General features: G+C 46.3%; 26 protein-coding genes. 5 read left to right on the top strand and 21 right to left on the bottom strand.

Annotated features, from left to right (window positions below):
* Positions 1–95 precede the first annotated feature (95 nt).
* The 20 genes from EOS98_RS23265 to EOS98_RS24645 form a co-directional block, all read right to left on the bottom strand.
* On the bottom strand, positions 96–629 hold the full coding sequence (locus EOS98_RS23265; protein ID WP_000241454.1) for an HNH endonuclease: 534 nt from the start codon (positions 627–629) through the stop codon (positions 96–98).
* Positions 630–689: 60 nt separating this feature from the next.
* On the bottom strand, positions 690–878 hold the full coding sequence (locus tag EOS98_RS23260; protein WP_000159618.1) for a hypothetical protein: 189 nt from the start codon (positions 876–878) through the stop codon (positions 690–692).
* Positions 875–1186 (bottom strand): hypothetical protein, encoded by a 312-nt coding sequence (locus EOS98_RS23255; RefSeq protein ID WP_000172889.1) that lies wholly within the window; start codon positions 1184–1186, stop codon positions 875–877. Before EOS98_RS23255 ends, EOS98_RS23260 begins: the two co-directional genes overlap by 4 nt.
* 62 nt (positions 1187–1248) lie before the next feature.
* Positions 1249–1488 (bottom strand): hypothetical protein, encoded by a 240-nt coding sequence (locus EOS98_RS23250; protein ID WP_001180999.1) that lies wholly within the window; start codon positions 1486–1488, stop codon positions 1249–1251.
* 249 nt (positions 1489–1737) lie between these two features.
* Positions 1738–4122 (bottom strand): phosphoadenosine phosphosulfate reductase family protein, encoded by a 2385-nt coding sequence (locus EOS98_RS23245; protein WP_000469466.1) that lies wholly within the window; start codon positions 4120–4122, stop codon positions 1738–1740.
* Positions 4123–4294: 172 nt separating this feature from the next.
* Positions 4295–4744: a hypothetical protein gene (locus EOS98_RS23240; protein ID WP_000182314.1), complete on the bottom strand. Its 450-nt coding sequence runs from the start codon at positions 4742–4744 to the stop codon at positions 4295–4297.
* A 51-nt stretch (positions 4745–4795) separates the two neighbouring features.
* Positions 4796–5587, bottom strand: a complete 792-nt coding sequence (locus EOS98_RS23235) for a hypothetical protein (protein WP_000774870.1) — start codon at positions 5585–5587, stop codon at positions 4796–4798.
* 226 nt (positions 5588–5813) lie between these two features.
* The gene (locus EOS98_RS23230; RefSeq protein ID WP_042634392.1) at positions 5814–6071 is read right to left on the bottom strand and encodes a hypothetical protein; all 258 of its coding nucleotides are present in this window, start codon (positions 6069–6071) and stop codon (positions 5814–5816) included.
* Between the two features lie 65 nt (positions 6072–6136).
* Positions 6137–6463, bottom strand: coding sequence for a hypothetical protein (locus EOS98_RS23225; RefSeq protein ID WP_000556022.1), 327 nt, complete (start codon positions 6461–6463; stop codon positions 6137–6139).
* 415 nt (positions 6464–6878) lie between these two features.
* Positions 6879–7025 (bottom strand): hypothetical protein, encoded by a 147-nt coding sequence (locus EOS98_RS24650; protein WP_001426334.1) that lies wholly within the window; start codon positions 7023–7025, stop codon positions 6879–6881.
* A 280-nt stretch (positions 7026–7305) separates the two neighbouring features.
* Positions 7306–8556 (bottom strand): site-specific DNA-methyltransferase, encoded by a 1251-nt coding sequence (locus EOS98_RS23220; RefSeq protein WP_000104323.1) that lies wholly within the window; start codon positions 8554–8556, stop codon positions 7306–7308.
* A gap of 168 nt (positions 8557–8724) precedes the next feature.
* Positions 8725–9333, bottom strand: coding sequence for a hypothetical protein (locus EOS98_RS23215; RefSeq protein ID WP_000833773.1), 609 nt, complete (start codon positions 9331–9333; stop codon positions 8725–8727).
* 155 nt (positions 9334–9488) lie between these two features.
* Positions 9489–9746 carry a hypothetical protein gene (locus EOS98_RS23210; protein WP_001290637.1) on the bottom strand — a complete coding sequence of 86 codons (258 nt, stop codon included), beginning with the start codon at positions 9744–9746 and terminating at the stop codon, positions 9489–9491.
* A gap of 64 nt (positions 9747–9810) precedes the next feature.
* Positions 9811–10239 (bottom strand): hypothetical protein, encoded by a 429-nt coding sequence (locus tag EOS98_RS23205; protein WP_001133498.1) that lies wholly within the window; start codon positions 10237–10239, stop codon positions 9811–9813.
* Positions 10240–10333: 94 nt separating this feature from the next.
* Positions 10334–10711: a hypothetical protein gene (locus tag EOS98_RS23200; RefSeq protein ID WP_000853477.1), complete on the bottom strand. Its 378-nt coding sequence runs from the start codon at positions 10709–10711 to the stop codon at positions 10334–10336.
* 407 nt (positions 10712–11118) lie between these two features.
* On the bottom strand, positions 11119–12066 hold the full coding sequence (locus tag EOS98_RS23195) for a flavin reductase (protein WP_164846946.1): 948 nt from the start codon (positions 12064–12066) through the stop codon (positions 11119–11121).
* Positions 12067–12308: 242 nt separating this feature from the next.
* Complete coding sequence (locus EOS98_RS23190) at positions 12309–12605, bottom strand: type II toxin-antitoxin system RelE/ParE family toxin (RefSeq protein ID WP_000581857.1); 297 nt, start codon at positions 12603–12605, stop codon at positions 12309–12311.
* A gap of 49 nt (positions 12606–12654) precedes the next feature.
* A complete protein-coding gene (locus tag EOS98_RS23185; protein WP_000170638.1) occupies positions 12655–13125 on the bottom strand; it encodes a hypothetical protein in 471 nt (156 codons plus the stop codon).
* A gap of 434 nt (positions 13126–13559) precedes the next feature.
* A complete protein-coding gene (locus EOS98_RS23180) occupies positions 13560–15950 on the bottom strand; it encodes an Ig-like domain-containing protein (protein ID WP_000694550.1) in 2391 nt (796 codons plus the stop codon).
* A 72-nt stretch (positions 15951–16022) separates the two neighbouring features.
* Complete coding sequence (locus EOS98_RS24645; RefSeq protein WP_000803860.1) at positions 16023–16190, bottom strand: hypothetical protein; 168 nt, start codon at positions 16188–16190, stop codon at positions 16023–16025.
* A gap of 320 nt (positions 16191–16510) precedes the next feature.
* On the opposite strand from EOS98_RS24645, the gene EOS98_RS23175 reads away from it, so the two are divergent.
* The 5 genes from EOS98_RS23175 (at position 16511) to EOS98_RS23155 (ending at position 21991) form a co-directional block, all read left to right on the top strand.
* Positions 16511–17275 (top strand): hypothetical protein, encoded by a 765-nt coding sequence (locus EOS98_RS23175; RefSeq protein ID WP_000277497.1) that lies wholly within the window; start codon positions 16511–16513, stop codon positions 17273–17275.
* 80 nt (positions 17276–17355) lie between these two features.
* Positions 17356–18117: a methyltransferase gene (locus EOS98_RS23170; protein ID WP_001167416.1), complete on the top strand. Its 762-nt coding sequence runs from the start codon at positions 17356–17358 to the stop codon at positions 18115–18117.
* 93 nt (positions 18118–18210) lie between these two features.
* Entirely contained in the window at positions 18211–18474 is a 264-nt protein-coding gene (locus tag EOS98_RS23165) for a hypothetical protein (protein ID WP_000149861.1), read from the top strand.
* A gap of 20 nt (positions 18475–18494) precedes the next feature.
* Positions 18495–19106 (top strand): hypothetical protein, encoded by a 612-nt coding sequence (locus EOS98_RS23160; protein ID WP_001572415.1) that lies wholly within the window; start codon positions 18495–18497, stop codon positions 19104–19106.
* Between the two features lie 464 nt (positions 19107–19570).
* Positions 19571–21991 (top strand): Ig-like domain-containing protein, encoded by a 2421-nt coding sequence (locus EOS98_RS23155; protein WP_000681217.1) that lies wholly within the window; start codon positions 19571–19573, stop codon positions 21989–21991.
* A gap of 1997 nt (positions 21992–23988) precedes the next feature.
* Here the strand turns inward: EOS98_RS23155 and repHI2 are convergent.
* Complete coding sequence (repHI2, locus tag EOS98_RS23145; RefSeq protein WP_176704827.1) at positions 23989–25077, bottom strand: IncHI-type plasmid replication initiator protein RepHI2; 1089 nt, start codon at positions 25075–25077, stop codon at positions 23989–23991.

Here is a 25077-nt window from a genome sequence, read left to right as displayed (position 1 = left end):
TATAACTGGCAGATCCTCAGCAGCATCAAAATAGTTAATAGACTTTTTTAATTGGTTAACCACTGTTGATTGACTTGTTTTATGTCTCTGAGAAATTATTCGTTTTGTTTCTGTTCGTTATACTGCTCAAACCAGAAGACGACCGGTTTTACTACAATATGAAGCAAACCAAAACGTTCTGCGGTACGGAAATTCACGCTATATGCGCGAGCCCGTTCAACCTGTTTGGTAATTTCATTTCTCATTCCTTCAACACTAAAAGCTCCTTTAAAAAGGTTGCAGGGAGCGCATGATGGAAATAAGTTTTCTATTGCATGCAGTTCAGGGTGCATAACCTTACCCGTACTTCGGGCAACATGAGTTACGCCGCTGCCGACCGGGGCTCTCACCAGTTCAAAGTCGCGTCGAACAGGCTCAACATGATCGGCATGCCACCCTTTTTCAGGAAGCTTGCAACCACAATAGGCACAACGCCCCCCAAATTTCATTCGCAGCTCAGCTCGCTGTATTTTAGAGATCTTATTTTTAGGTTTTGAGAACCTACCATCAGGTGATTCCGCTTTGGATAACTTTGCTGAGGGCTCAGGTAACTCAACTAAATTCCCGTTGATATTTATCACCTTGACCATATCATTTTCCGCCTTTACTAATCTCACGGGCACAGGAGCTGGCTTAAGTAACCGCTGAAGTTAACAGCCACTGACTGCCTCTACCCAGACCTTCTGTTTATACTCAATAGGCCACCCCTCTTTATCTGCCCGGATGACGCAATCATTTACCGTGGTGCGTGACCGGATACGAACATCAAGCGGAAGCGAATCGTTATCCACACGAGCCTGTGCCTCATTTAAAATGCGTAAAAACATCTCTTTGGTCATTCAGATACCCCCTCAACTTTGCGAATTTTGATCAGATGAGGGCGATTCAGTTTACAAAGTTGTTCTGTCGCTTCATCAATCGAATTGAACCGATGAGCCTCTTCGATATTTAAAGTCCAGTATTTCGCTTTCCCTTCTCCCAGATCGGACTCAAAATAATTTCGCTTTACATCCATTTTTTTAGGCCTGCCATTTATCTTGACGACATTATGTCTGTCATCAAAAAGAAATTCGTCCCCCTCAAAAGTGATTAATACAAATGGCCCCTCAGGCTTGGAAGTCCGGGGACTTCCCATTTTCAAAGTCATACTTCAGCCTCTCGATAGAACTCATGAAACCTCAAATTAAAATGGACTCACACCACACTGATTCAGTATTCCTCCTGAACCCCATTAGGCTCTGTTGTGATTTCATATTTAATACCGCCAGGTGCTCCCACAGCGTCCGCGACCGACTCACACAGCAGCGAGAGATCGTTGAGGGTCATTGGGTGTTCAATGTCCAGCGTGAAGAGTTTCCCGGCTTGCTTGGCGGCTGTCTTGTCAGCATGTTCAGCATTAAAAAGGTATACGGTGTGTTTTTCCTGAGCGGGGGTATTTTGATTTTGCATTGATGATCCTTTTGTTTAGTTCCCCGATTCCGGGGGTGAGTGAATTAATTTAAATTTATATTTGTCTGGTTTAATTAGAACGTTTCCAGGCTATGCGTAAACAGGTAATGCAAAGGCTGTATCAACAGGATTAAAGTTACTTTTCTGGATGCAGCAACGCTTGGACATGATGTCCACATTACATCACGATCAAAGCTAAGTTTTTTTTGTATAACCCCTTCATTTTCGTGTGTTTCGCGTTTCAGACGCTTATACGACCTGCCTGACCATCCTCATCAGAAGGCGGTTTAACAGTCCTTTCGCTGTCGGGCGATTGCTATCGACATAGTAAAAACCTGTTTTGGTCGTACCGTGAGCACTGCTCAGCACCCTCAGTTCCCAGATAACGTCACGGATAACGCCGCCATTTTCTGGCTTAAGGCATTCAGATAAATGGCGCATGAAACGAGCTCTTACGGCACGGTAATAGCGGAACTCCTCTGGCTGGTTAGTATTTTCTTTCACCCGGAGTCGCTGGTTACACAGAGTTAGAACTGCATCCATCATTCCCGCCTTCAGCTTCGCCTGGATCGCACCTTGTTGCTGTTCCCTCTCACCTTCGAGTAACGTTAAGATTCTTTCTCCGAGTGCCGTCTTGTTGTGTACGTGCAACTGTACACAGGCAGCTACGCATGCCCAGAATCTGAACTTTTTTATCTGTCCACGCAATTTCCGGGCTACAACCTGACGGTATGCAGTATCGCTGAGTATTTTAAAACGCCGACTGGCAACCAGCTCTGGAAGCGACACTCTTTCGCCTATCCCCAGGCGGGAAAAGGTTTGTCCCCGTTGTGCGAGACGATGATAGACAGCGCCCTTCCCTTTTGAAATTCGGACCGCGCCATAACGAAGAAGATACTGAGCAGCAGTCGTTGGAGTAAACTCACCGTCAGCGATGCTCTGGCGTAACCCGTCGTATTCATGCCAGATAATCCAGGACGCCGTATCTTCTTCAACAGTCAGCTCATCCTCTTCCTCGAATGCCACGACGACAGAACTGCTCTCTCCGGTCTTTAGGCTACGTGAAGCCCTGGGGTCAGCCTGCCCGTCAAAATAGGTCATCAGCGGCAACGTATCAGTCAGTCCATCATAAGCTGTACCGAACCGGCCTCCGGGCAGTTTCATCCAGAGTGGAGCTGGCATTGGTGTACGGGCCACAGGCAGCATGTCAGGCTCATCCTCAAGAAGGTCCAGATCGGCCTCTTCCCAGACTCTGCGATAGATCTCAATTGCCCGAAACGGGCGAGGGTTGAAACAGTGCAACGACCAGAGGAAATCAACGTGGATCACGTTTGCTTCATGTACAAGCCGAAATTGTGGCTCAGCCATACGACGGTTATAAGCCGTATCGTCCACCTCGCCGGAAAGTAGCTTTCTGCGATGCTTTGCCGCACGTCTGGCTTCAACATAATCAAGGCTGCAACAGACATGAAAAAGACGTTCAGTCAGGGACGAAGAAAAGATATTGGGTTGAAGACGCACATACCCGCCTTCGAACACTTTACGACCGATATAATCCCGCAGGCTCCAGTCGTACTGGATCTTAGAAAGAAATCGCTGAAGACGACTTAGGCCTGCCTGATAACCATATTTCTCAGGGTCAGTGCGAAGGAGCGTTTCCATTGAATGGTCAACCCCTACGGCTGTGCAAAGCGAGCACCCATATCTAGCCCCACAAGCTGAGGTTCGCGTGGGTTTCTCCGGCGACCAGATACACTCTCCGGTGGCGTCTTTATAAAGCGTTGCCAGGCTGAAGTTATCCGGCATAAAGCTTGGTAAAGGGAAGCGGGATTCGGAACCACAGGCCATTAGAAAAGACCAGATGTCCTGAGTGCGCCACTCCTTTACTGGATAGAGTTCACCACCGTGCTCAGTCAGGGTTACTTTCCTCGCCTGCCCTCCCATTTTGAGGATATTTCCGGCCCTTCGGGCACTTTCATCATCCCTGGAGCCCAGCATCAGGCATACCCTGCTTCGTACGGATGCCGGGGCGTTTTTTAGATAACGAGCTTTGGCCTTGCGCAGGGGGGCGATTTTGTAGTCGGTTGAGCACTGACGGGTTGAAGAATTAGTCCAGGTCGGAAGTCCACGTCCAGTCAGAATGCGGCCTACCCAGCTCTGCGTAAGAGACGGTTGGGCGACAAGGACTGTGACCGGTAGCTGGTGTTCAGCAATGAACATTCTAAGCTGGTTGAGAACCTGTGAAGCCTGATAGTGCATCTCAGGGTTTTCGATCAGCGTATCGGACATCTGAATGAAATGATGTTCGCTGATATTTGTGCCGTTACGTACTGCCCTGATCAATGCCATCAGAAATAGGTGAAGAAGAGAATGGGAGTCTTTACCGCCACTGTATCCCACGCACATCGTCCATCCGTCCGTAATAGCCTGATAAATAGCAGATGTGGCTGACGTGACCAGAGAAGAAAGACTCACAGTCTCCTTTTCATCGGTATAGTTCAGATCGGCATCGGTTGTCAGGGTCTCCCAAACATCAGCCCATTTATCATGTTTCAAAATGGCAGCATTAGCCGCCTCAGGAAAAATAACTTCTGAGGGTAATTCAAGGAATGAGTCACTTTTTTCAATAAACATATATTTTCCTGAACCACGGCATATGCTGCATCACTGATATTTTTATTAGAACTTTAAAATAACTACAGCGCAACCATTTAGCGAAATTATATTAAATCAAAATCACGCAAATTTAATTCTTAAATAGATTTAAAATAAAAACCCATTGTAATTTAATCTCCCAGCACAGCTATTAGATATAGGTTGGTGGTGTAATAAAAGCCGTGACATTTGTTTTCAACTCAGACAGCGGAATTGAAGGAGTGTTAAGAGTCATGTCATCACCACAATGGCGTGGTAGAGCAGAAAGCTGAAATGAATCTTTCATCACCCTAATAACCGGGCATTCCGTACGTGCTGATGGCATTACTTCCCGCAGCATCGCTTCCTGCCTTGTGCTATCGCTATGCTTATATTCATCCTGGTCTGTTATTTCTTGAATTTCATCTTCACCACAAAATGACCAGTTAGCGTCATAGAAGTAAAACTCAGTTAACTGAAGATCGTTTTTTTTCACGTATGTCGCCAATTTGCGGATACGCTGTTCAAGCATTGTATCTATCCGTAAGGAAACACTTTGCGGAACATCACTTGCAAAGTCATTGATGCAAACAACGGTAGATACTATGAATTTATTGGTCATGGCAGGCTCCAGGCCACCGGGGGAACCGGTGGCTACGGTTATCAGGCAGGCTTATGCGCCGCAAAGGGTGTCAAGGGAAGGAAGAAGCTTGCTCAGCTTGTCGTAATCGAGCGGAGACAGTTCTGTAACGAGTTCGACCGAAAGACTGGTGTTGTCTTCTTCACTCAGAATATAGATTCCGTCTTCTGGCTCTTTTCCGGCACATGCCTTCAGTCGTCTGTTAACGACCTCCTGGGCTGAATCCGCTACGTCGCAGCTCAGGACATAGCTTGCCACATAGCTGCTCTCACCGTGGTAATGCGTCACTTTACACAGAGCATACTGGATACCGGCTTTGTGAGCCTCATTCATGAGACGAGAAAACTGACAGCCATCCTGGTAATAGTGGGTATCCTTTGTGACCAGAATAGTCATACCCCCAAATTCATCTGTCCGGCTTTTACTGCATGTAAATGCAGCAGTAATTGTTACCATTTCCGGGAGGTCGAATACCGACAGCACGGCAGTTGTGAGGCAAATTGCATGGTCAAGATCAATAGTCTCTCCATGAAAAACTGACAGCCCACTGCTGTTAACTTCTGTTGCGAACGACAGTTCATAATTACAGTCTGGGCAGGATGGTTGCCCAAAGCTCGGCTCTGAAGGGTCATACTCAGGGTGGTTCTCAATAATACTGAGAATCAGCTTCTCAGTCAGAGAACAATCTGCCAGTGGCTTATCAAGCAAACGCTCACCTTCTGCAATTTCTGCTTCGGTAACGAATGTGATTGCTTCTTGTGCCATTTTAGCCTGCTCCTGAGTGCAGGGAATAATAAACGACGCCAGAGTATAATTATCTGCCACAGTTGACTCCTTGATTATTTAATTAATGTATTTGATGAGAAGATCATAACAAACACACTACTACCAACTAATAACCTGAAGTCGTTTTTTTAGAAAAAATATTAAGAAGAATATGAACACCACCTCATCTTAAATTAATATTGTTCAGGATTAATATTCATTTTTGCAAATAAAAACCGCCAGACGGCGGCTTTTATAAAGAGGGAAATATCATTGGAAGCTGAAATTACTTCACGGCAGGCCGACAAATTACGCGACTGCTGTGAGCTGAAGCGAAACTTGTAGAGGAAACTATAATCACCTTTTCTAAGTCGTCGGCACTGTCGGCAATATGATGCCGAAAAGCCTCCTCTGCATCACCAGGGGAATCGGCTTCGACCGGGTAGGCCTGATCATCATCATCAAACATAATGCGCCCGGAAATGAGATAAAGTCGGCTCAAATCTGGCGTCGCTGCGCTCGTGCTTCGTTCGTTCAGATTCATTTTTTCTCCGTCTGTTGCTCGTAAAAAGAATGACGCCGGTTTAAAAGGCGTCGCCAGGGTTCAGGCTAAAACGCAGGGTTGCCATCGAGGAAGCTCATTGGCTGGCCAATAGCGGATGCCACCCTGAGAATTTCACCTGGTGTGGCATAGCGCAGCATTTCTGAGCGTCCAAATTTCTGATACTCATCTACTGACATCTTTCTCCACTCGGGGTGAGGATCTTTTCCGCACAGTGACCAGTTGCTTTCAGAGGAATCACGACGGAGAACGTACACATCAAGCGAGGCTGTAAGCCCGCTTCCATATCCCCGCTGCGCTACAATACGAACCTGAGAACCATCGTCGCGTTGCAACGTCTGGGTTAATTTCGTGATAGGATCCTGAGAATGCATGCCATTTACCTCGTTTTTAAAAGAATTACCGTAAGTAAATGATACCGAATCGAGAATTCTGGCTAATAGGTCAGAAGAAAAAATATTGCATATTTTTGAAGTGTAGGATAATGATTAGAATAAAATGGCCTGAATAAATCGTTAGCTTTAACTCTGCTTATTTCAGAAAAACTCTGAATTAGTAGTGATGGAAAACGACGCGGTGAAAAGTAACTTTTACACCGCAATTCAGAAAAAAGTTTCAGTTAGTCACATTACGAATAACCCGGCTTACTTTCGCATGTGCGTTCCCCTGCATGTTAAAGTAAAGCCCTCCGGGCAGACTCGTCGCCCACTTAACGCCTCGCTCAGCCATACGCTTCGGTGTTTCCAGCCAACCACGAGGAATATTGCCCGGAACGTTACCGATAACCCGTCAAATGCATGCTGCTACCCGGATGCCGCCGGGAATATCGCATTTGGATTCAACAATATGCATGACCTCAGATAAAGCACCATGCCGCTGGACATGATCGCCAATGTGCAACTCGATAGGAGAAGCCATTTCTGAATCTGACTTCATATCTGTCCACCTTTAATTTAGAAACCGTCTAAATTACCAAATTAGTTAATCCAACAACATCTGTATCACAACCATCAATTTGTTTTTGTTGGGTCTATATCGTAGAAACAAGTGAATAATGAATACACTCGTTAATACAGACAACCGGAAATGAATGACTACCTGATTATCTCAGCGGTATATGCTAAGCCGTTAATATTGCCATTCTCTGGTGGAACCACTGCTAAATGAATAAACCGTTTGTCGCTTCAAACCACTTTATCAAAACCGTTAACTTGCATTAAGTCCGATACAGTTCGGCGAGCTCATCCAGCATGGGGTTACTCTTATATCCCGGTGCGGCCGTAAAAAGGTTTCGGGAAATCGCCAGCCACTCCATGATTTTGTCCGTCGCCAGCCAACGTCTGCCAAGTCGCTCGGCTGCGATGGGGACTTTATGCAAGCCAGCGAAGGGATCTACAACAAGATCTCCCGGCTCTGTCAAAAACTCAATCAGAAACGCTGCAAGCCTGGTAGGAGACGTTGCACCGTGCAGCGGAAAACCGAGCTCGCGGGCAATGGAATGGCAAAATCTCGTATCAGCGCAGCTATTGCCGTAAAACAAAGTATTCTTGGGGATCGTTCCTTCTGTTTTATTTCCAAAGGAACCGCTTTTAAGCTGGTACGCCCCATCACCATAAAAGGTCGTGCGATTTTCACCGCCTGCTGCCTGCAATTTTAGATGCTGGTCTGAATGCGGTTGTAGTACACGTAAGTTGTTTGAACGAACCTTACTCGCATCATTGGTAAACCACAGCACAGGCTCATACGATGAGCAGAGCTGCACCCGTTGCTTACATGCCCAGTGCGTTGGCGATGGGGGCTTACTGCGATTCACCCACTGAAGCCTGTCCATGAGCTCAAGCCCCAGCTTGTCACATAATGCCAGTGTCAGACGCTCCAGATACAGAGAACGTGAAGGCCTACCCCTATTAAAGCTATCTTGAGTGATATTCAATGCCACACTTGCGCCCGGTACAAGCTGTTTCACGATCGGTTCGAGGATACGCAGAAGCCAGTCAATATAAGCCTGCTCGCCACGCCCCCCTCCGTGCCCGTAGTCTCTTGAATTTCGAAGGAGGTAAGGTGGCGAGGTCAGGCAAAGATGAATTTGCTCGGTGATATTGCTGAAGAAGGCATAGGCGTTTCCAAAAACCGATGCCCCAAGAGAAGTTGAGAAACCGACAACACAGAGCTTTTCCCATGACTCATGCAGGTTTGTTTTCGTCTTAGAGGCGTATCTCCAGACGCCCCGTTTTTCTGGAACGCGTTCGATGACCCCGGCCTGACGGAGAGTCTGCTGAAACCAGCGAACCTTATGTTTGACGCCGCTGGTTCTGGTTTTATCTGACCCAAATTCTTTCAGTTCGTGCAATTCGGCATCCGACATGCCAGTTTTACGCTGCACTTCGCGATAAAGCTCGTCGTTGGTCAACGGCGATTCGGAGGCAGCGTAGATATGCGCAATTAAGTCCGTATTAATCGTACTCATCAGCCATCCTAATGGGGATACAGTTATTATATCGGCCTGATGGTTGGAAGTGAGATTACTAAATCAGACCGATCTGGTTTGTTGAAGACTTTGCCAAATCATGCAGCACAGCTGGGCTTGCACAGAGCGAGCCGGGCTCCTTTAGCGGAGACACCTTCGCAAGTTGGATTAATCAGCCTCAAGATTCTGGAACTCAATGAGCTTTTGCTCACACTCCTCCCTGCCCCACGATCCCTGCCAGTCACAGATGTCCCGGTACTTACTTTCCAGCTTATCCATCTGTGCGAGATTAGCTGTTGCGAAGTCTGTCCATATGTCATGCCAGCAAGCGTTGTACGTAACGCCAGCTGGTGGACAATACTCCATTGCATCAGCATTAATAATTTCAACGCGAAGATCGGTTGCAAACGAGGCTGCAACGAGGTTAATAACATCCTGTTCTTTTTCGATTACCGTGACATGGGTTACATCGTCTTTCTGAAGAATGGCGTGGAGCACCATACCAAGACCAAGACCATTAATGAGCACCCGCCCGGTGGCTCGCTCTATAAAATCCTGGCAGGTTCGGATCTCCATCGGGGTATTGGACATCACCACATCCCAGCCGTTGGACAAGCGGCGATATCTACCGGGCGGGATAAACTCATCTGTATTACCAGTACACTCGGCACGAAGGGCGAGGGTCAGCGCCTTATCTGTGGTAATTTCGAAAGTGTCCAGTTTCCAAGTTCCGGACTTGCCGTCTTTAACGGGTAAATCAGAAAAGCAGCTCTTCATCGAGGCAACCAAAATTCCAGTAGTTTTGTTACGCTGAACCTACCACAAACCCGCTCTTAATGAAGGCATCAGGAGCGATAGCGATCTTTGAGGCATCGTTTAAAACAGCGGCATCCTGTAACAGACACCCGATATTTTTTTTAATGCCGCAGGTGTTAAAGGTAGCGTTGCAAAGTTGCAACATCTTCAGGGGCAACCTCCACGCAGCTCCTGACACTGTAGTGATTTTCGCCGTTGTAGTCATAAACCCCACCGTCTTCAAAACTCAGCTGTTCAACCTCGCCAGCACACTCGGAAATCAGTGCCGTCTGGCAAGCATTTTTCTCACAATCGCTGACGAGTATACGAACATAGCTTTTCTCATGGTCGCCGTTACGGTTCTGGATCTTTACGATAAAGTGTTTTTCAGACATTTGTGCCTCCAGCTCAGGTTGAGGTTAATTTAGCGTTGCCCCGGTTCACCGGGGCAAGAATAAATCAACCCTTAATGAAATTGTGCCCCCAGGTGTTAGGCTTAAATGCCTGCTCTTTGATATATGTTTTCATTACCTTGCAGGTTTTTTTCAGGGCTTTGGTATTGGCATCGGTTACTGGGATAAAATGGCGAGAATGACGGTTTTCCCGGTACTGCTTATCAGCGTTTGGGTCAATTGCTTCGCTTTGCAGGAGCCCTTCGTGCCTGCCAATTACTATTACGTAGTTCATTTCACCTGAAACACGATCCGTGAGTAATTGAAGGGAAATATCAGCTGCTCGCGTGGCCTGGCTTGCAGATATTTTTGCATGCAAGAAAGCCCCCTTTCTGAATTTGGCCGGAGTTAGCCCTGTAATATCCTCAACACTAAAATTAAGTGAGGAAAGAATTGAAAATAAGTCGCAGCTAATGACTTCAGTATTATTAGGCATTTTACCCGTCCCCGTCCATATTCATGATACGGTAATGATACCAGGTCGATATCATTACCTAATAACTTGGTGAAAGAAAATCTGTAATTTTTAGTTAACTAAAATTAATAGTCTCAATACTGCTCAAGAATTCTTTTTTTACGTCCGGTGTAAAAGGTATACGTTCAATGTATTTATAAAGTGTCGCAAATGTTTTGGGTTCAATGTTTCGGGAGATAATGTCATCAATCGGATCTTCGAACATATTGATAAAGATATCGACATGCTGCTCTCCGCTTTCTGATGCCTTTGAAAGAAGACTGACCACTTCAATGTAGCGATTATCCTGCTCTGCAATGAACAACCAGTGCCCTTCGTTAAAGGCGGGTGCAGCGCTGTAGCGTTTAACAACAATTTCTGAAAGATTATATCCTGCCTGATTCAGCAGATTATTAAAGTTGAGTTGAGTTGAAATCACGTCTAACGTTTTCATAAAACCTCCTTTTCATCTGTACTTATTATACTGTTACCCAACCCCCAGCTAATAACCTCCCAGCAAATTTTCAGAAAAAAAACACCGCCTTTTATTTAAGATTGAACACATCCTTTTTAAATACCAACAATGATTATGAAACCACAATGTAAGTGAAGCGCCATTATGGAAAAGTAACTTTTGTGCAGCTCATAAATTTTATTTATTAGTTACGTTCCTTTGTCTTGTGGTCGAAGTTCATCAGGCGAGGCCTAAGAAGAATATGTGTGGTTTCAGCCAATGCGGTGATCGGGCATTATAATTTGGTCGGGCTATTATACGTGGGTAAAGGTAGTGGTAGGGAGAGGATCAGGTTAAATTGCATTTTCCCGGTTGCCTTCCCTGGCCTACCGGTTTCAGGTCAGACGCTAAGACCAGCGGTAATACTTAAAGTAGTCCTCATTTACAGCCAAAAACTCCCTTAAACCGTTCATTAATCCCTTTTCAAACGCTGTAACGATAAACCGGTATCCGTCCAGTGTTTCAATGTAGTAGATCCCGCCCGGTGTTATTCCAACATGCAACACCTCGGCTGTCATCATAAACTGGCCTTCCGGAAAATCATGCGACAGGTATATAAAACCCGTCGTGGCCGGTGCGGGTGTGGCATTCACTAAGACACCGTTAAACTGCTGCCCGTGCCTCGCCGGTACAAGCTCACTTCCCCTGGTTGACTTATCGAGCAGCCCCTTAACATCTTTTTGCTCTTTAGATGAGGTATAGCCCCGCACATCACTCCCATCACCTGGGCGAGAGCCGGTGCCGACATGTGCAAGACGACGGTAAGCGCTGCGCATATTGATGTGGCAGGATGCCCCGGCTCTACCCTGAAGCCTTACGCCAAAATCTTCGCAAAGTAATAAAATCTGACGTAGCTGGTGTTCATACACGGACGCAGAAAGTGAAAGGTTGAAACTGGAAAAGGTCAGTTCTAAAACCTTTTCCCGTTTGTCATTGAAATGTGCTTCCAGCCTGATGATTGGCTTTTCCGACATTGCAAAAGCTTTGTCCGTTGCTCTGTACCGGCATTCATCTCCGAAACATTCTTCAACAACGCTGGCTATAACCGTGTCGTGATCGCCATCTTCCGGAGCTGGCACAAAGATTTCAAATTGTGCCGGTGTCTCCGGCTCCAGCAGAACGGGATATAAACGCGGAGAATTAAGCAATGCGCATTCAGAATTAATGAGCTTAACCCAGGCGCTTTTGTCGTCCGGATCCTTAAGCTGCTGTCCAAGGTTATCGCAAAAGTCTACTATCTGACGGGTATGCTCATCCGTGACTGCACAGATCAGGTTAAGACCATGCGTGGCCATACTCAATTCCCGGGTTCGGGACTGGGAATTGATCGACCAGGGGTTAAGTGAAAGCGAAATAGGGCTTATGGAAGGGACGACCGTCTCATTCTGCAAATCTGTAAGCTGGCAGTTCGCAGTAGGCTTCGGGGAAAGGGTACTAAATATGTAACTTGCCTGTTGTTTAGTACTGGCCTGGATATAAAACATCGCGTCCATGCTTGTATCCCGGGATGAAATTGAAAATAGCTTCATTTTTAACCTTAATGGATGAGCGATTTATAGTCATGTGCTGACAAATGGACATTATGTGCGCCATCATTCCATTCAAAGAATAATCGATACTTAGAGTTTACTCGAATGGAGGAATAACGGTTTGACGTCATTCTTAAGCGTTCATAACGCAAGCTGTTGGATAATAACTCCCGCTCACTCTGGACATTATCCAGCGTTTCGAGTCGACACAGAATCGCGTTAATAATTTCAGAAGGAATACCTGCCGTTGTTTTTCCATTACGGAAGAACTTTTCAAGCCGTCTGTCTTTAAATGAATGGATCATAGTTCCTCCGTAATAATTGACCTTAAAATTAAATTAAAAGGGCTTTGAATTAATGAATCCCTAAAATGCGGGCGGCGACTGCCAGCTGCTTATCACTTAACTGACGCTGGTGGGTTAAAGAAGACTTAAGGCTTTCCAGAAAATTATTACTGCTGGATTGCTGGGTGATTGCATCAACCATTTTTTGATGAGATCTGCACCATGCATTGAACGCAGAGTTGTGGGCGTTTTCAGTCCTCAAACGCTCGTTTTGCAAGGATGCTGACACTTTGCGGGCAGCTTGAGCATTAATGCGGTACAGCGCATTCAGCGTGTAAGCAGTGCGGGTCGTTTCGAGGCTGTAACCCGTGGCTTTACAAGCCATACAGCGACTTCTATAAAAATGCTTACGCTCTCCCCGACCATTGCATTTATCGCAAAGAATACGAAAAGTATATTCCGCAGTACCTTTTACAGAATCAACACAGCGGATTTTTGCGCTGGAGATTTCAATTCCACTGCGATCATAATATTTGGTCATAATGTGATTCCTCCGGTTAGTTCTGGAGTAATCATGACAGAATGAATCTACTGGCTAATAACCTGAGAGTAAATATTTTAAAAAAACATTGAGAGAGGGTCTGCAAATTTATACACGAAGGATTCAAATATAATTTTGTTTAAAAAATTAAGAGCATTCTGAAGTAAAAGTGCATCAAAAAGCATTCATGGATAAATCATGTACTGGTGCCAGCCATTTAAACGCGGGCATTGTTCCGGAGTGATTAAACGGTTTAGCATCATAGATTAAAACCAAAAGGAAGGCGTCCTTCCCGTCTCGGGAATATTACTTTCCCGTTTGCAATTTAAGAGCCACTTAATGAGAAAGTAATAATTAAGTCATGCTCAACTCTACATATTACATTGAGGATGGCGTAACAGGGTACGGCATACTACCGCACCCTTCTGAAGAGCTTATGTTTGAGGGAATTCTATAGCAAATGTGGCCGTGCCAGATTGACCACTTACAGCGGGAGTAACGGGATACGTGCGCTCTTCACCATTACCAAGATCCAGTGACAGCGATTTAGTTTCACCAGGCTGGACCGTAACTCCGGCAACCGTAACGCCGAACTGGGCATTTTTCTGAACAGTCAGGGTTCCGTTTAACTGTCCGGTAATGATAGAACCGTCCTGACGCCGCAACACACTGGTTCGGATGATGGCCAGCGGCGTGTTGTCCGTTGCTTTCAGTGCTACGGCTGTGGCCAGCGTCTTGAGATTATCCAGCATAATCAGATTCGCAGGCTGGTAGGTAAAATTAAGCGTTTTAGTGGTCCGGTTACCTGATTCGTCAATAGCCAGTGCCTCCAGATGATACATCTGTCCCGATTCGTCAGTGTTGGGGAAGATTCTGGGGTATTCCGGAATAAAGACATCCTTGGATAACGGCGTGAATGCCAGGGTGACCTTTTCAGAGTTAGGTCCACCAGCGAGCTGAAGCGATGTCAGGGAAGCATCCCCAGAGGCATCAGTAACGCTTATGCGAAGGTTCTCAAGCCCTTTAACCAGTTTTCCTTCTGCGTCTGCGCCATTAAAACTGAACGCGATAACCGGAAGCGTTGAGTCAATTTTCAGCGGTGCATTAAGCGTTTTGGTTCCGGTGTTTCCAACAAGATCCGTGGCAGAGACGCTAACCACCGTATAATCCCCGTCCGGTAGACCAGCGTATGAGAAGGTGGCGTTTTTGGTTTTATAATCGCTTTCACTGACGGTCACAGGCTTCAGCGTGAAAGGTTCCCCCCGGGCATTTTTAAGGGTGGCTTCGAAAACTTTGGTATCCCAGTAGCTGATGTTCCAGGCGTTGACGCGATCATTATCGGTGGCCGTCATAGTGATTGTCTTGGAGGCCTTGTTTACCTGAGCGACATTAACCACCGGTGGGTTGTTATCCCAGATAACCGTAAAATTACCAGCAAGCGCATCGAATATGCTGTCACCATCTTTTCCCGAGTAAAGGTGCAGATACTCAAATCCTTTGTCACTGGTGTAGTTGAAGTTAACCGTCATCTCGCATGAACTTTGTCCGATAGGTATAGTGCAGAACCAGGCTGCATTTTTTACCGTTCTGAACTTTTGCACGTATGGTCGGGGTTCAGCGGTTACCTTTATGCGGCTAATGGTGGCGGTTTTAACGCTGATTGAGGCCTGAGTTAACCACTCACTGGTATCACTCCGGTACATCTCTTTAGCCACTATCTTCGGGGCTATTTCCATCGCCGGGGCTGGAGTGAAGTTGAGGGAGTTATGATGAATTCGTCTTACTCCTCCTGCCAGAGTCTGGAATTCATGATAAGTATCCCCCACATTGGGATATATGTATTTGAAAGTATAAATATTATAAGTGCTATCGGACGTCTGGAAATTCGAGTCCGCCCAGCCATATTTGGAACCGTTAACAGCAGTAAAGTCACTTTTTTTCCTTAATACCCGTACGGAAATAGGGTTCTGGAAGACGGTCATGCCAGACTGATAAGTGACCCATGATCCGGTAGTGGCGTCCTGCACCTGGATGATATCGTCAGGCTTAACCCGATCAATTACGCTTCGGCGGCTTAGTTCGATCCTGTTTCCCGCTTTGTCATAAAGGTAGATCCCCACTTTATATTCAGAGCGGTTTTCCGGTGCCAGGGCATTGCTGCTTGCGTCGGCGACTTGAACGGTTACGCTACCTTCCACTGTATTAATTTCCGCTGGCTTTTTACGCTCCACTCCAGCGGCATCGGTTATGAAATATTCAGCATTAGCAAGCCCGGAACCTTTATCACTCAGTCCATTAAAGACCAGTGCCTGGACGCTGGCGTACTGCATACCGGCTGGTACTGAAGTGAAGATCGCTTCGCTGCCAAAGTTCCACCCGTTTCTCGTATAACTTATGGTACCCGTTGCCGGAGGCGTTCGGTCAATTGCAAGCGGGTAATCCTGCCGGGAGACCTCCTTCCCTTGCAAGTCGGTAATCACCTCTCTGAGGGTGAAGCTATCTTCTCCCATCGCTGGTACGGTCAGAGTCTTGCCGTAATAATCAAAGCCTGTCGAAGATGTGGTACGGTCATCTACGGTAACCAGGCTGCTTTTCGTGCTCCAGATGAGGCTCCCGTCACTTTTCAGCAGACTGAGCGTAATATAACGGTCCAGACCGGAAATAACGGCAACGTCAAAGCTCGTTACCGGATTAATCCATACGGATGCAGGCGATACGGTCTTTTTAACGTTCAGGGTATCTTTAAAGCTGAATTCTGCGATTTCAGCGGAAGCTCCTGCGCTGAAACCTGCAAATGCAATAAGCAGGGCTAGTTTGATTTTCATGGGTTGTCTCCTGATCAGGTTCCCCATGATACTTTTTCAGTGTTCGAGATCTTTTCGGGAAAATAGCTAATTTTAATGTTTTTCTTTTCTGCCCGGCGGGACCTGTTTTGTTCCATTTTTATCAGTGAATGTAATGAGACCGATTCGTCCACTGTTAACAGTGTAAAAGCGAGGTTGAAAGCCAGCTTTGAGAAGGTTTTCAATAGCTGAAAAAAAATCTTTTTTGAGCATTGGTTTCAAGATGGTTTTCCTTTTATGCCCGGTGCCGCCGGGACGGTGGCATTAAATATACGCCATGTAAGTAAATTAATTTTTACCCATTTGATTGTCAATACAAACAAAAAATAAACCATGTTTATTATTTTACCAGCGATGCTATTTTAAAGTCCGTCTAAAATAAAAAACCAAAAAGTTAAATTTGAAGCCATCCTTCCTAAATTCATTTCTTGCGCATATTAGCCCCTGCTTTAAGTATATAATTTTTGAAAAAGTTGTCTGGAGGTTATTAGCTCGTGCATCTGGATTGTTAATATAAAGCCAACACAGAAAAGGAAAACAAAATGTATAAATTAGTATCTCCTCGTGAACTGACTGAGATTATTACCGGTTTACTGCTTAAACCTGAACTCCTTGGTGAGCTGGACTCACCAGAAAAGCATCGGATGTTTATGGCAGATTTAGGCCGGGTGGTGGCAGAACATTGTGGAGGTCTGGTAAACAGCGTCGTCTTGCCAGGAGCTGAAGTTACAGTGCCGGATGGGTTACCGCTTAACGGCCAGCCAGTACGTTATCTCGGAATCAAAGAGAGCATCCCTCACCTCCTTGTAGAGCCTGATGCTTCCTTACCTTCGCTCGCTAAAAACGTCTGGATGTATGCAGATCCTGAAGGCTGGAAAGAACATTTTGGAGCTGAGGAAGACTGCCTTACTCATGAAATGATGCAGCTGTTCCGTAAAGGTATCCAGGCTCTTCAGAAGGAGCATGATACCCCTGAAATTAGCCTCACACTTCAGGACTGGCGCCTGGAGGAGGAAACACTGAGAGAAGAGGACAGTCAGGCCTATCAGGTCAGCGTTACCGGCCAACATAACATCCACTGTGAAGTTGTTAACAAGGAAGGTAACCCCTGTTTTGGTGTCATGTTCGAAATCGATCAGGGTGTGCCTGCCTTACACATCAACACCGGCGGGGATATGTTGCTCCACATTCATTGCGCCCATAACGGACTCGTTCTGACCCCTGATGCAAGCGGTCAGCGATTTGAGAAGGCTCCCGTTGACCGCTTCGCTTATAACAGCCCATCCCTGCTGTTGTCTGCCGACTAACCAAGGCCAAATCTGAATTGTCCTGTTTAAGTAACCAACCCGCTGCCGCCAGGCGGGTAAATCCTCTTAATGGAGTTTTAATGCAAATCTCAACTGAAGTTCTGAACGTCTTATCTCGCTGCCGTGCTGAAGGGAACTTTCTTTTCCTGGCCGACCAGCTCGACCGCAGCATTTATGTTAAGACAAACAAAGTGCTGGAAGCTGCCGGTGGCAAATGGAACCGAAAAGAGCAGGCACATATTTTTACGGCGGATGCAGCTGAGCGTATCGAGCAAATCATTCTGACAGGTTCGGTCGACATCCCACGTGATTTGTTCAATTTCTTCCCTACCCCTGAGAATTTAGTCACAGATATGGTTCTACGCGCTGAACCAGCTGCCGGGGAACGTGTTCTGGAGCCTGAGTTTGGTGATGGCCGCATTCTGAAAGCCTTAAAACTGGCGGCTCCGGATGCATTGATTACCGGGATCGAATTGAACGATGAGCGATTCCTTGCAGTGAAGAACGATAGTGTCCTTAGCACAGGGGCCGAGCTGGTGCATACCGACTTTCTTGGGTACCAGCCCGATGAAACTTTTGATGTTATCGTTATGAATCCACCATTCCTTAAACGCTCTGACGTTAAACATGTCATGCATGCCATCGCAATGCTCGCTAAGCGAGGTCGCTTACAGGCCATTCTGTCAGCTGGGGTATTGTTCCGGGAAGACACACTGACAAAAGCGCTCAGGGAGCGAGTCAAACAACTTGGCGGACAAATTTCGCCTCTTCCGGATGATACATTTAGGGAGTCCGGAACAAAGGTCAAAACAGCCCGCCTTGAAATTGATCTTCGCCGCTAACTGACAAGCAACCGGAAAGAAATCTTAATACGAGTAGCCGGTTAAAGTTACCTGACCGGCTTAACTGACTAAATCAATAAAGAGTGAACAGAAATGACGCATACTGCCGTTTCTCAGGCTAATAGTGCTTTGCAGCTACCCACGCTGGAGCATGTCTACGCACTTCTGAAAGCAAATTGTAAACCTGACCGCTTTGACGGGCGTGACGGACCCGTGTGGGGCCAGGAATACTCGTGGAATCTGGCAAAAGATCGCTTACAGGATCTGGAGAAATACGGTAAGGCATATGTCTCCCGTCATGAAGACCGTATGGGGGAAGGATTTAGTTTTGGTCCTGACCTGTTAATTATTCGCTAACGCTCTTAAGGCCTGATGATATGGTAAGCACAACTGGAAAAAATATGTTTTCAAAGCCTATGACCACTTTCACACCAGAACGTATTGAACAAATTTTGGAATTTTCCGAGGGTAGTAACCCAAGCGAAGCAATGAGTCTTAGAGCTGACGAAGTTGCTGTACTGGCACGTATTGGAAAGGCAGTTATGTCGATTGCGCCTGTTTATCAGTGCGAGTTTTGCCACCATGACGCAACCGGGCAACTTCAGTGGCACTGGGAAGATGTGAACAAAGCTTTTTATGATAAATACGATCCAGACAGACGCGGAAGACGTCGAATCCTCTATACCGCCCCGCCGATGCCTTTAGTTTCGGCTGACCTGCTTAACATGGCTTCATCTGCTATTGAAGACTTGCTCACTAACAAAGACAGAAGTGGTGCGGGAATGTGGAATGACATTCCAGAACAGCTACGACGCGCAGCAGAACTGGTAATGGATAATAGCCGGGCCGCTGAAATAGAAGCGATGCTGATGCGTCTTTATGTAGAATGTGACACCGGTGAGCGCAGAGGCAACGGCAGTCAATCTGGCGTAGCAATGCCTTCGTGGCAAACCGTTGAAGAGGCACGTGTGTTGCTGGGGGTGAAATGATGCAGTTCTCGCCAGGGCAGTTTGTAATTCACAACAAGAAGCGCCTTGCGGAACGAAGGTAGACGTACTGACTGAGGTTCACTCCCCTCTCGACTGGTGGCGTAATACCGCCAGGTTTTGATTCATATATGCCGTCCGTTAACGCATTTATATCTGTCATACCTAATTTATCCTGATTCTTTTTTACACAAAGTAAAAGCATCACTTAATGCGATATGTGGATGCCGATAGTTTCAGGCTAATGTTATAAGTTTTGCAATCGTTGCCAGTTTGGATACCACAGCAATGTCAGATGTAATTCCAAAAAGAAAGATTTACGTCCTGAACGCACAATAAGGTTTGTCGAAAGGCAAATTATAGATTTGTAATTTCGAGCACCATATGGAGAAGTTTTTTATACTTTTACGAACATAGTGACCTTTAGGAAAAGCTTAAAATAACACCAAACCTAAAGGGGAATAAGAATGAAACATCTCGCTTTTATTACTGCTGTAGCCGGACTCGGTATGTCTGTTCAGGCCCCAGCTCAGATATATGAATCGGCCTTTAAGGACACGAACGGTATTGAGATCCACGCCCCGTCTTCTCGTCTTATGCTTAATCCGGCATCACCGGTAACTTTGACACTTATTTCAGGTCTTGATCGTTTCGTTAATGTCAAAGTCACGAAAGACACTGGAACTGTCATTCTTAATACTACGACTACACGGACGGGTGTATCAGACCGACTAACAGCTGCTGACGGTAGTGAGTTCTACGGCAAAAAAGTAACTTTGCCTGCTTTGGGTGAAGGCAAATTTGTCGTTCAGATAAACGTGTTAGATCTCAATCAGAAGCCTGTAGCGACCTATAACTATAACTGGCTAATTGATGTCACCCCTCCAGCGGCAAATGCTCTTACCGCTAATACTGGTTCTGGCTCTACCGCTGGTGACGTGTGGAAGCTTGGATTAGAGGCAACGGGGCAGTATGACTTCACCTCTTCGGGCGTAAGTGATGCAAATGGTATTGATAAGGGCCTAATATATATTTACAGGCAGGACGGTAGCCTCTACAGCACTACACAGATGCAGTATGACGTATCCGGCCAAAAGATGTACCACACTTACTCTAAGAATTCAGTTAAGGGAACCGGAATACCAGACAGCAACCTGGATGAAGACTTTACTGCAAAAGTTGTTATCTTCGATAACGCAGGTAATAGCCGAACGCTGCCAACTCAAAAATTTCGCTACGACAACACGCTGGGTGAGATGACACTGTGGGCCGTTCATGATCCAAATACGTCTTCCAGCGTCGTACCCGGGGTTTCTAATTATCCGGCTTACAAAGCCGGTATGGTCGTTAACGAAAACCCTATTCGATTAGTCTACCGGATCCCAAAATCTAACTACCGTGCTTATTCAGAAGGTGGGCTTCAGTTCATCAATCAATATTCCGCCCCCAAAGAGATAGCTGTAGACAGCACTTATGCTTATGTTGAAATGACTCTTCCCTATGGCTCAATTAATGGGGATATGGCTCGTATGGCGAACTTTGGCCAGTGGGGAGGGTATTATCCGTCATACAGCCTCGTTCTAAACCCATCTGCAAACCAAACGCCTGCATTTGCGGGTACCTGGGTAGATTTCCTCGATGATAAGGGGAACTGGGTTAAGTGGAAGGATTTTGAGAGTGTGGCTTCATCACGACTGCCAATTAAAATTTCCCGACTTCGTTTTAACGTTGAAGCCCGGCCCTTTGCACAGGAGATCGGCGGTAAGGCGACCTGCACCATTCCGGCAGGAAAAACCTCGTGTGAAGCGCCTGAGACGTTTGATATGGCCTTGGGTACCCAGGGCTACAATAGAATCCTTTACTTCGTTCGCAGCATCAGCAATCCCATTTTGCGGTCTGAGCAATGGATTATGACACGCTGGAACAATAAACAACTGCCGGTAATAAACTCGATATCATATGACGAGACTAACAAGCAGCTGGATGTACTGGCGTCACTTGAAGGCGATGGTAACTGGTTCGACTCGGTCTCATTGAGGGAATTTTATCTTTCCGATAAGAACACCGGTACCCGGATGTCACCAACAGGCGTAATCAAATCTCGTATCTCAGGTAACTACACGATTGCTTATGATTTATCCCGTCAGTCTGAAGGAAAATACAACGTTGAGGTCAACATCAGGGACTTCTTCCAGAACCAGACCAATAAAACTTTCGGAGAAATTGCTCTGGATAACACTCCTCCGACAGTGGCCATAACATTCGACGGAAAGCCGGTAAAAGACGATACGGTAGTGTACGGCCTGGAGAACCTCAGGATCGCTCTGGCAGATAATCTGACAACCCCGAGGATAACCCGTCTTCAGCTCGTAGGTGGCCCCACAGCTGATAACGTTGAGCTTACGTGGTCACCGGCAGGCAAAGATACATACATGCCTGAGTATCCGAGGCTGTTCCCAAATTTCGAACCATCTGAAAATTATTCAATTAGCGTAACAGTTGCCGATAGTCAGTCGAATACCAAAACCTATACTCAGAAGTTCAGTTATCTACCGAATAACCTTGTGCAGTTACATAATCTACGCACATTGTCGGTCAGTTCACCTCTCAAAACGACAGATGGCGTACCACTTGCGTACCTGTCCACTAACGTTCTGCGTAAGACAAATGGAGAAATTGCTAAAGGGGTCCAGAACGCAACGCTGACTGTGCGGAAGGATGCAGCCTTCGGTATTAAATTTAATGGGGCACAGGCGGCTCCAGGCGAGTCAGTTGAGGTGCAAATAGATATGGGCCAGGGGGATAATCTTCTGTTACCCGTTTATCCTTCCGAAAATGGGAAAGTTGGCACCTCAGAATTCATGATTCAGATCGACGAGTTGAAGTAACTACCCGGAGCCGACAGTAAAACTGACGGCTTCAATTTTACTGCCCTCCTCGACTCCGATCAGCCAGTACGTCTTCAGAGATTCGCAAGGAAGAACCGAAAGAAAAGTTACTTTAATCGTACGTTTCCAGCGATGCTTTCAAAAGACAATGCATACTCGTTGATTACGACAATGGGAGTGAGTGTCGAACCCCTTGAGTAAGGATACCTGGTAAATATACAGCCCCGGGGATTCTCTTCCTTCAACCGGGGATGACAACGGGAGTGAGTCCGGCAACTCACACCTGTTGTCACTTCTCTGACATATCGTCATACGAGCTTACTCAAGCGCATCCACAAAGATGGGATCGTTTTGAATCTAAACTGGTACTGGTTAGCCAGTCACTTGCATCTACTCCCCCGTCGATATTTAAGTGACAATTGTAGTGATCTGCAATACTGGTGTCTCAGAAACACTGACGACGGTAGAGACTCAATACCCTAACCCCTGACAACAGAAGTGAGCTTAGAGGTGTTACGCTGCTGTCACCTAATGCTTGGGAATTGCCTGACTCACAACCATTGTCATCCGGAGCTACTGATTAACGTTGAACCGCTGGACTTTAATGACAGTGGTAGTGATGGATAGGCTCATTTCCATTGTCGTCATTTTATCGGACAAGCCTCTTCGTCCTACAGGTTTAAGCTGACAATGGTAGTGATTGGATGATCTCACTACTGTTGTCACTCAGTTCTTTGAGCGGACCCTTCCCTCGGTTGGTCGGCATTAACAACGGTAGTGACTCGATTGGCTCACTGCCATTGTCATCGTGTAAATGACGTACCTTATCAGCTCAGCTGAAAGCAATGACAACGGTAGTGACTCTAATTGCTCACTGCCATTGTCGTCGTGTCTATTGAGAGCCTTATCAGTGCACCTGAAAAGCAATGACAACGGTAGTGATTCTAATGGCTCACTACCGTTGTCACCGTGTGTATTGAGAGGATGGTCCACTTAACTGGACGTATATGACAATGGTAGTGACTTTAATAGCTCACTACCATTGTCGGTGTGTGAATTGAGAGGATGAGCAGCTCAGCTGTACGTCCATGACAATGGTAATGACTTAATGAGCTCACTACCGTTGTCACCCTGTTAATTAAGAGGCTCATCTGCTCTTCTGGAAGGCTATGACAACGGAAGTGACTTGCTGGGCTCACTGCCATTGTCGCCGTATGAATTGAGAGGATCATCCGCTCTTCTGGATGGCAATGACAACGGTAATGACTTAATAGGCTCACTACCATTGTCACCCTGTGAATTGAGAGGATGATCTGCTTAACCAGACGGCCATGACAACGGTAGTGACTTTCTGGGCTCAATACCGTTGTCACCCTGTGAGTTAAGAGGTTGACCCGCTCTACTGGACGGCCATGACAACGGTAGTCACTTTCTGGGCTCACTACCGTTGTCGCCATATAGAATGAGAGGAGCATCAGCTCAACTGAACGGCAATGACTACAGTAATGAGCTGGATGAAGCATAACCATTGACATCTGGCCCAACCGGAAGCCGTATTCGCCAATCCAATCGAGATTCACAATGGCCGTGACTCGCCGCATTAAGTTCCGGTGTCCTCCCAAAGCTGAACGCACACTCGGAGGACAATGACAATGCCAGTAAGGTACACATCATTACCATTGTCACTATAGCTACCAGAGAAGCCGGGATTTGAATGTCGATGGTAGTGAGTGGGTCAACTCACTGCCATTGTCACCCCGTTACGATATTTTCCGTTGGATGTACTGGCCAATGAAGTAAAGCGTAGAAACCGGGTGTTAACAGGTGACTCAGGAGAAAGCGTTGAATTTCGCAATCTCGATCTACATAGGGTGGTAGAGAACAATGACAACGGTAATGACTTTTGACTCATTACCGTTGACGTGAAAGAGCGGGCTGGGACTAACGAAAATCGAAGAAGTAATTTAGCACCCGGAGCCTAAACCGCCGGGTTAACTTTAGCTGGCGTTGCTGTTCTTTTTCTGGCTTCGAAGACTACGAATATAGCGCAGTTCTTCAGCGGTTAAATCATGGACGGTAAGAACATCATCGCCGTCAATCGGGTCAGCTGGTGGGCATAACTCACCTTCTAAAACAGAAGACCCTGAGTTCTCTTCTTCATCTTCAACCACTTCTAAAGGAGGCTGAGTATTGTTCAAATTCAGATCGGGATCCCGCTTATGAATCTGGAAGTATACTTTTCCGTCTTTCTTAATTTCGGTGTACTTGAGGTATCCTATCGATGCCAACTCTTCAAGAGCCTTTCTCACGGTAGCATTCTGACTATTTGCTCGTGTTTTGAGGTTCAGACGATTTTTCAGCCGAGTAAGGGATATCGGTATAGGATTTGGCGGTAATGACTCTATGAACGTATAGAGAGCCTGGGCGCTTTCCTTCTTGGCCAACTCCTTAATTGCCTTCAGCTGCATCAAAACCTTATGATCGTATTGATAGAGCTCGAAAATCTTAGGATCAACCTGAAGGACAACCTGATCTGATTCCGGGTCTAACAGGGCAGACTGTACCAGATGCGTTGTATAGACTTTGGACGAGTTATTACTGGTGAACGACAAGGTAACGGATGCTAACCTGCGTAAGGAGGCGTCTATACGTTTTCTGGACGCTGTAGATGAGCGATAATTTTCAGGCGTACATAGCTTGAGGAATTCAGTGAATTTTAAGCTTATCGTGTCATTGTTAACCGGATGATTGGCATAGGTTCGAATGATGCCCATCCACGTCTTAAAATCTACTGACATATTAAGACGCTCACCGACAATTGAAATATTGGTGAACCCCTCGCTCTCCATTAAAGAGAGCGTCTGTAACTCTTTCGTTGCGTCAAAGCCAACCGTTTTATATTCCCGATTTTGACGCCCCACACTCTTTGGTGATGGGACGAACAGCCCGAGCCGCATCAAAGCAATAGACTGCACCGTACGGTTGCTGTTAGGACGCAAAATGATGTCTTTACCTGATTCTTTCTCTCTAACAGAGAAAGCCCTGGTGACCAGGTCCTGCTGCTCAGTATCTTTCTCTTTAGTCAT

It is taken from the genome of Salmonella sp. SSDFZ69 (genome assembly GCF_004010755.1).
Lineage (GTDB): Bacteria > Pseudomonadota > Gammaproteobacteria > Enterobacterales > Enterobacteriaceae > Salmonella > Salmonella enterica.
This window is presented reverse-complemented; position numbering and strand designations above follow the sequence as displayed.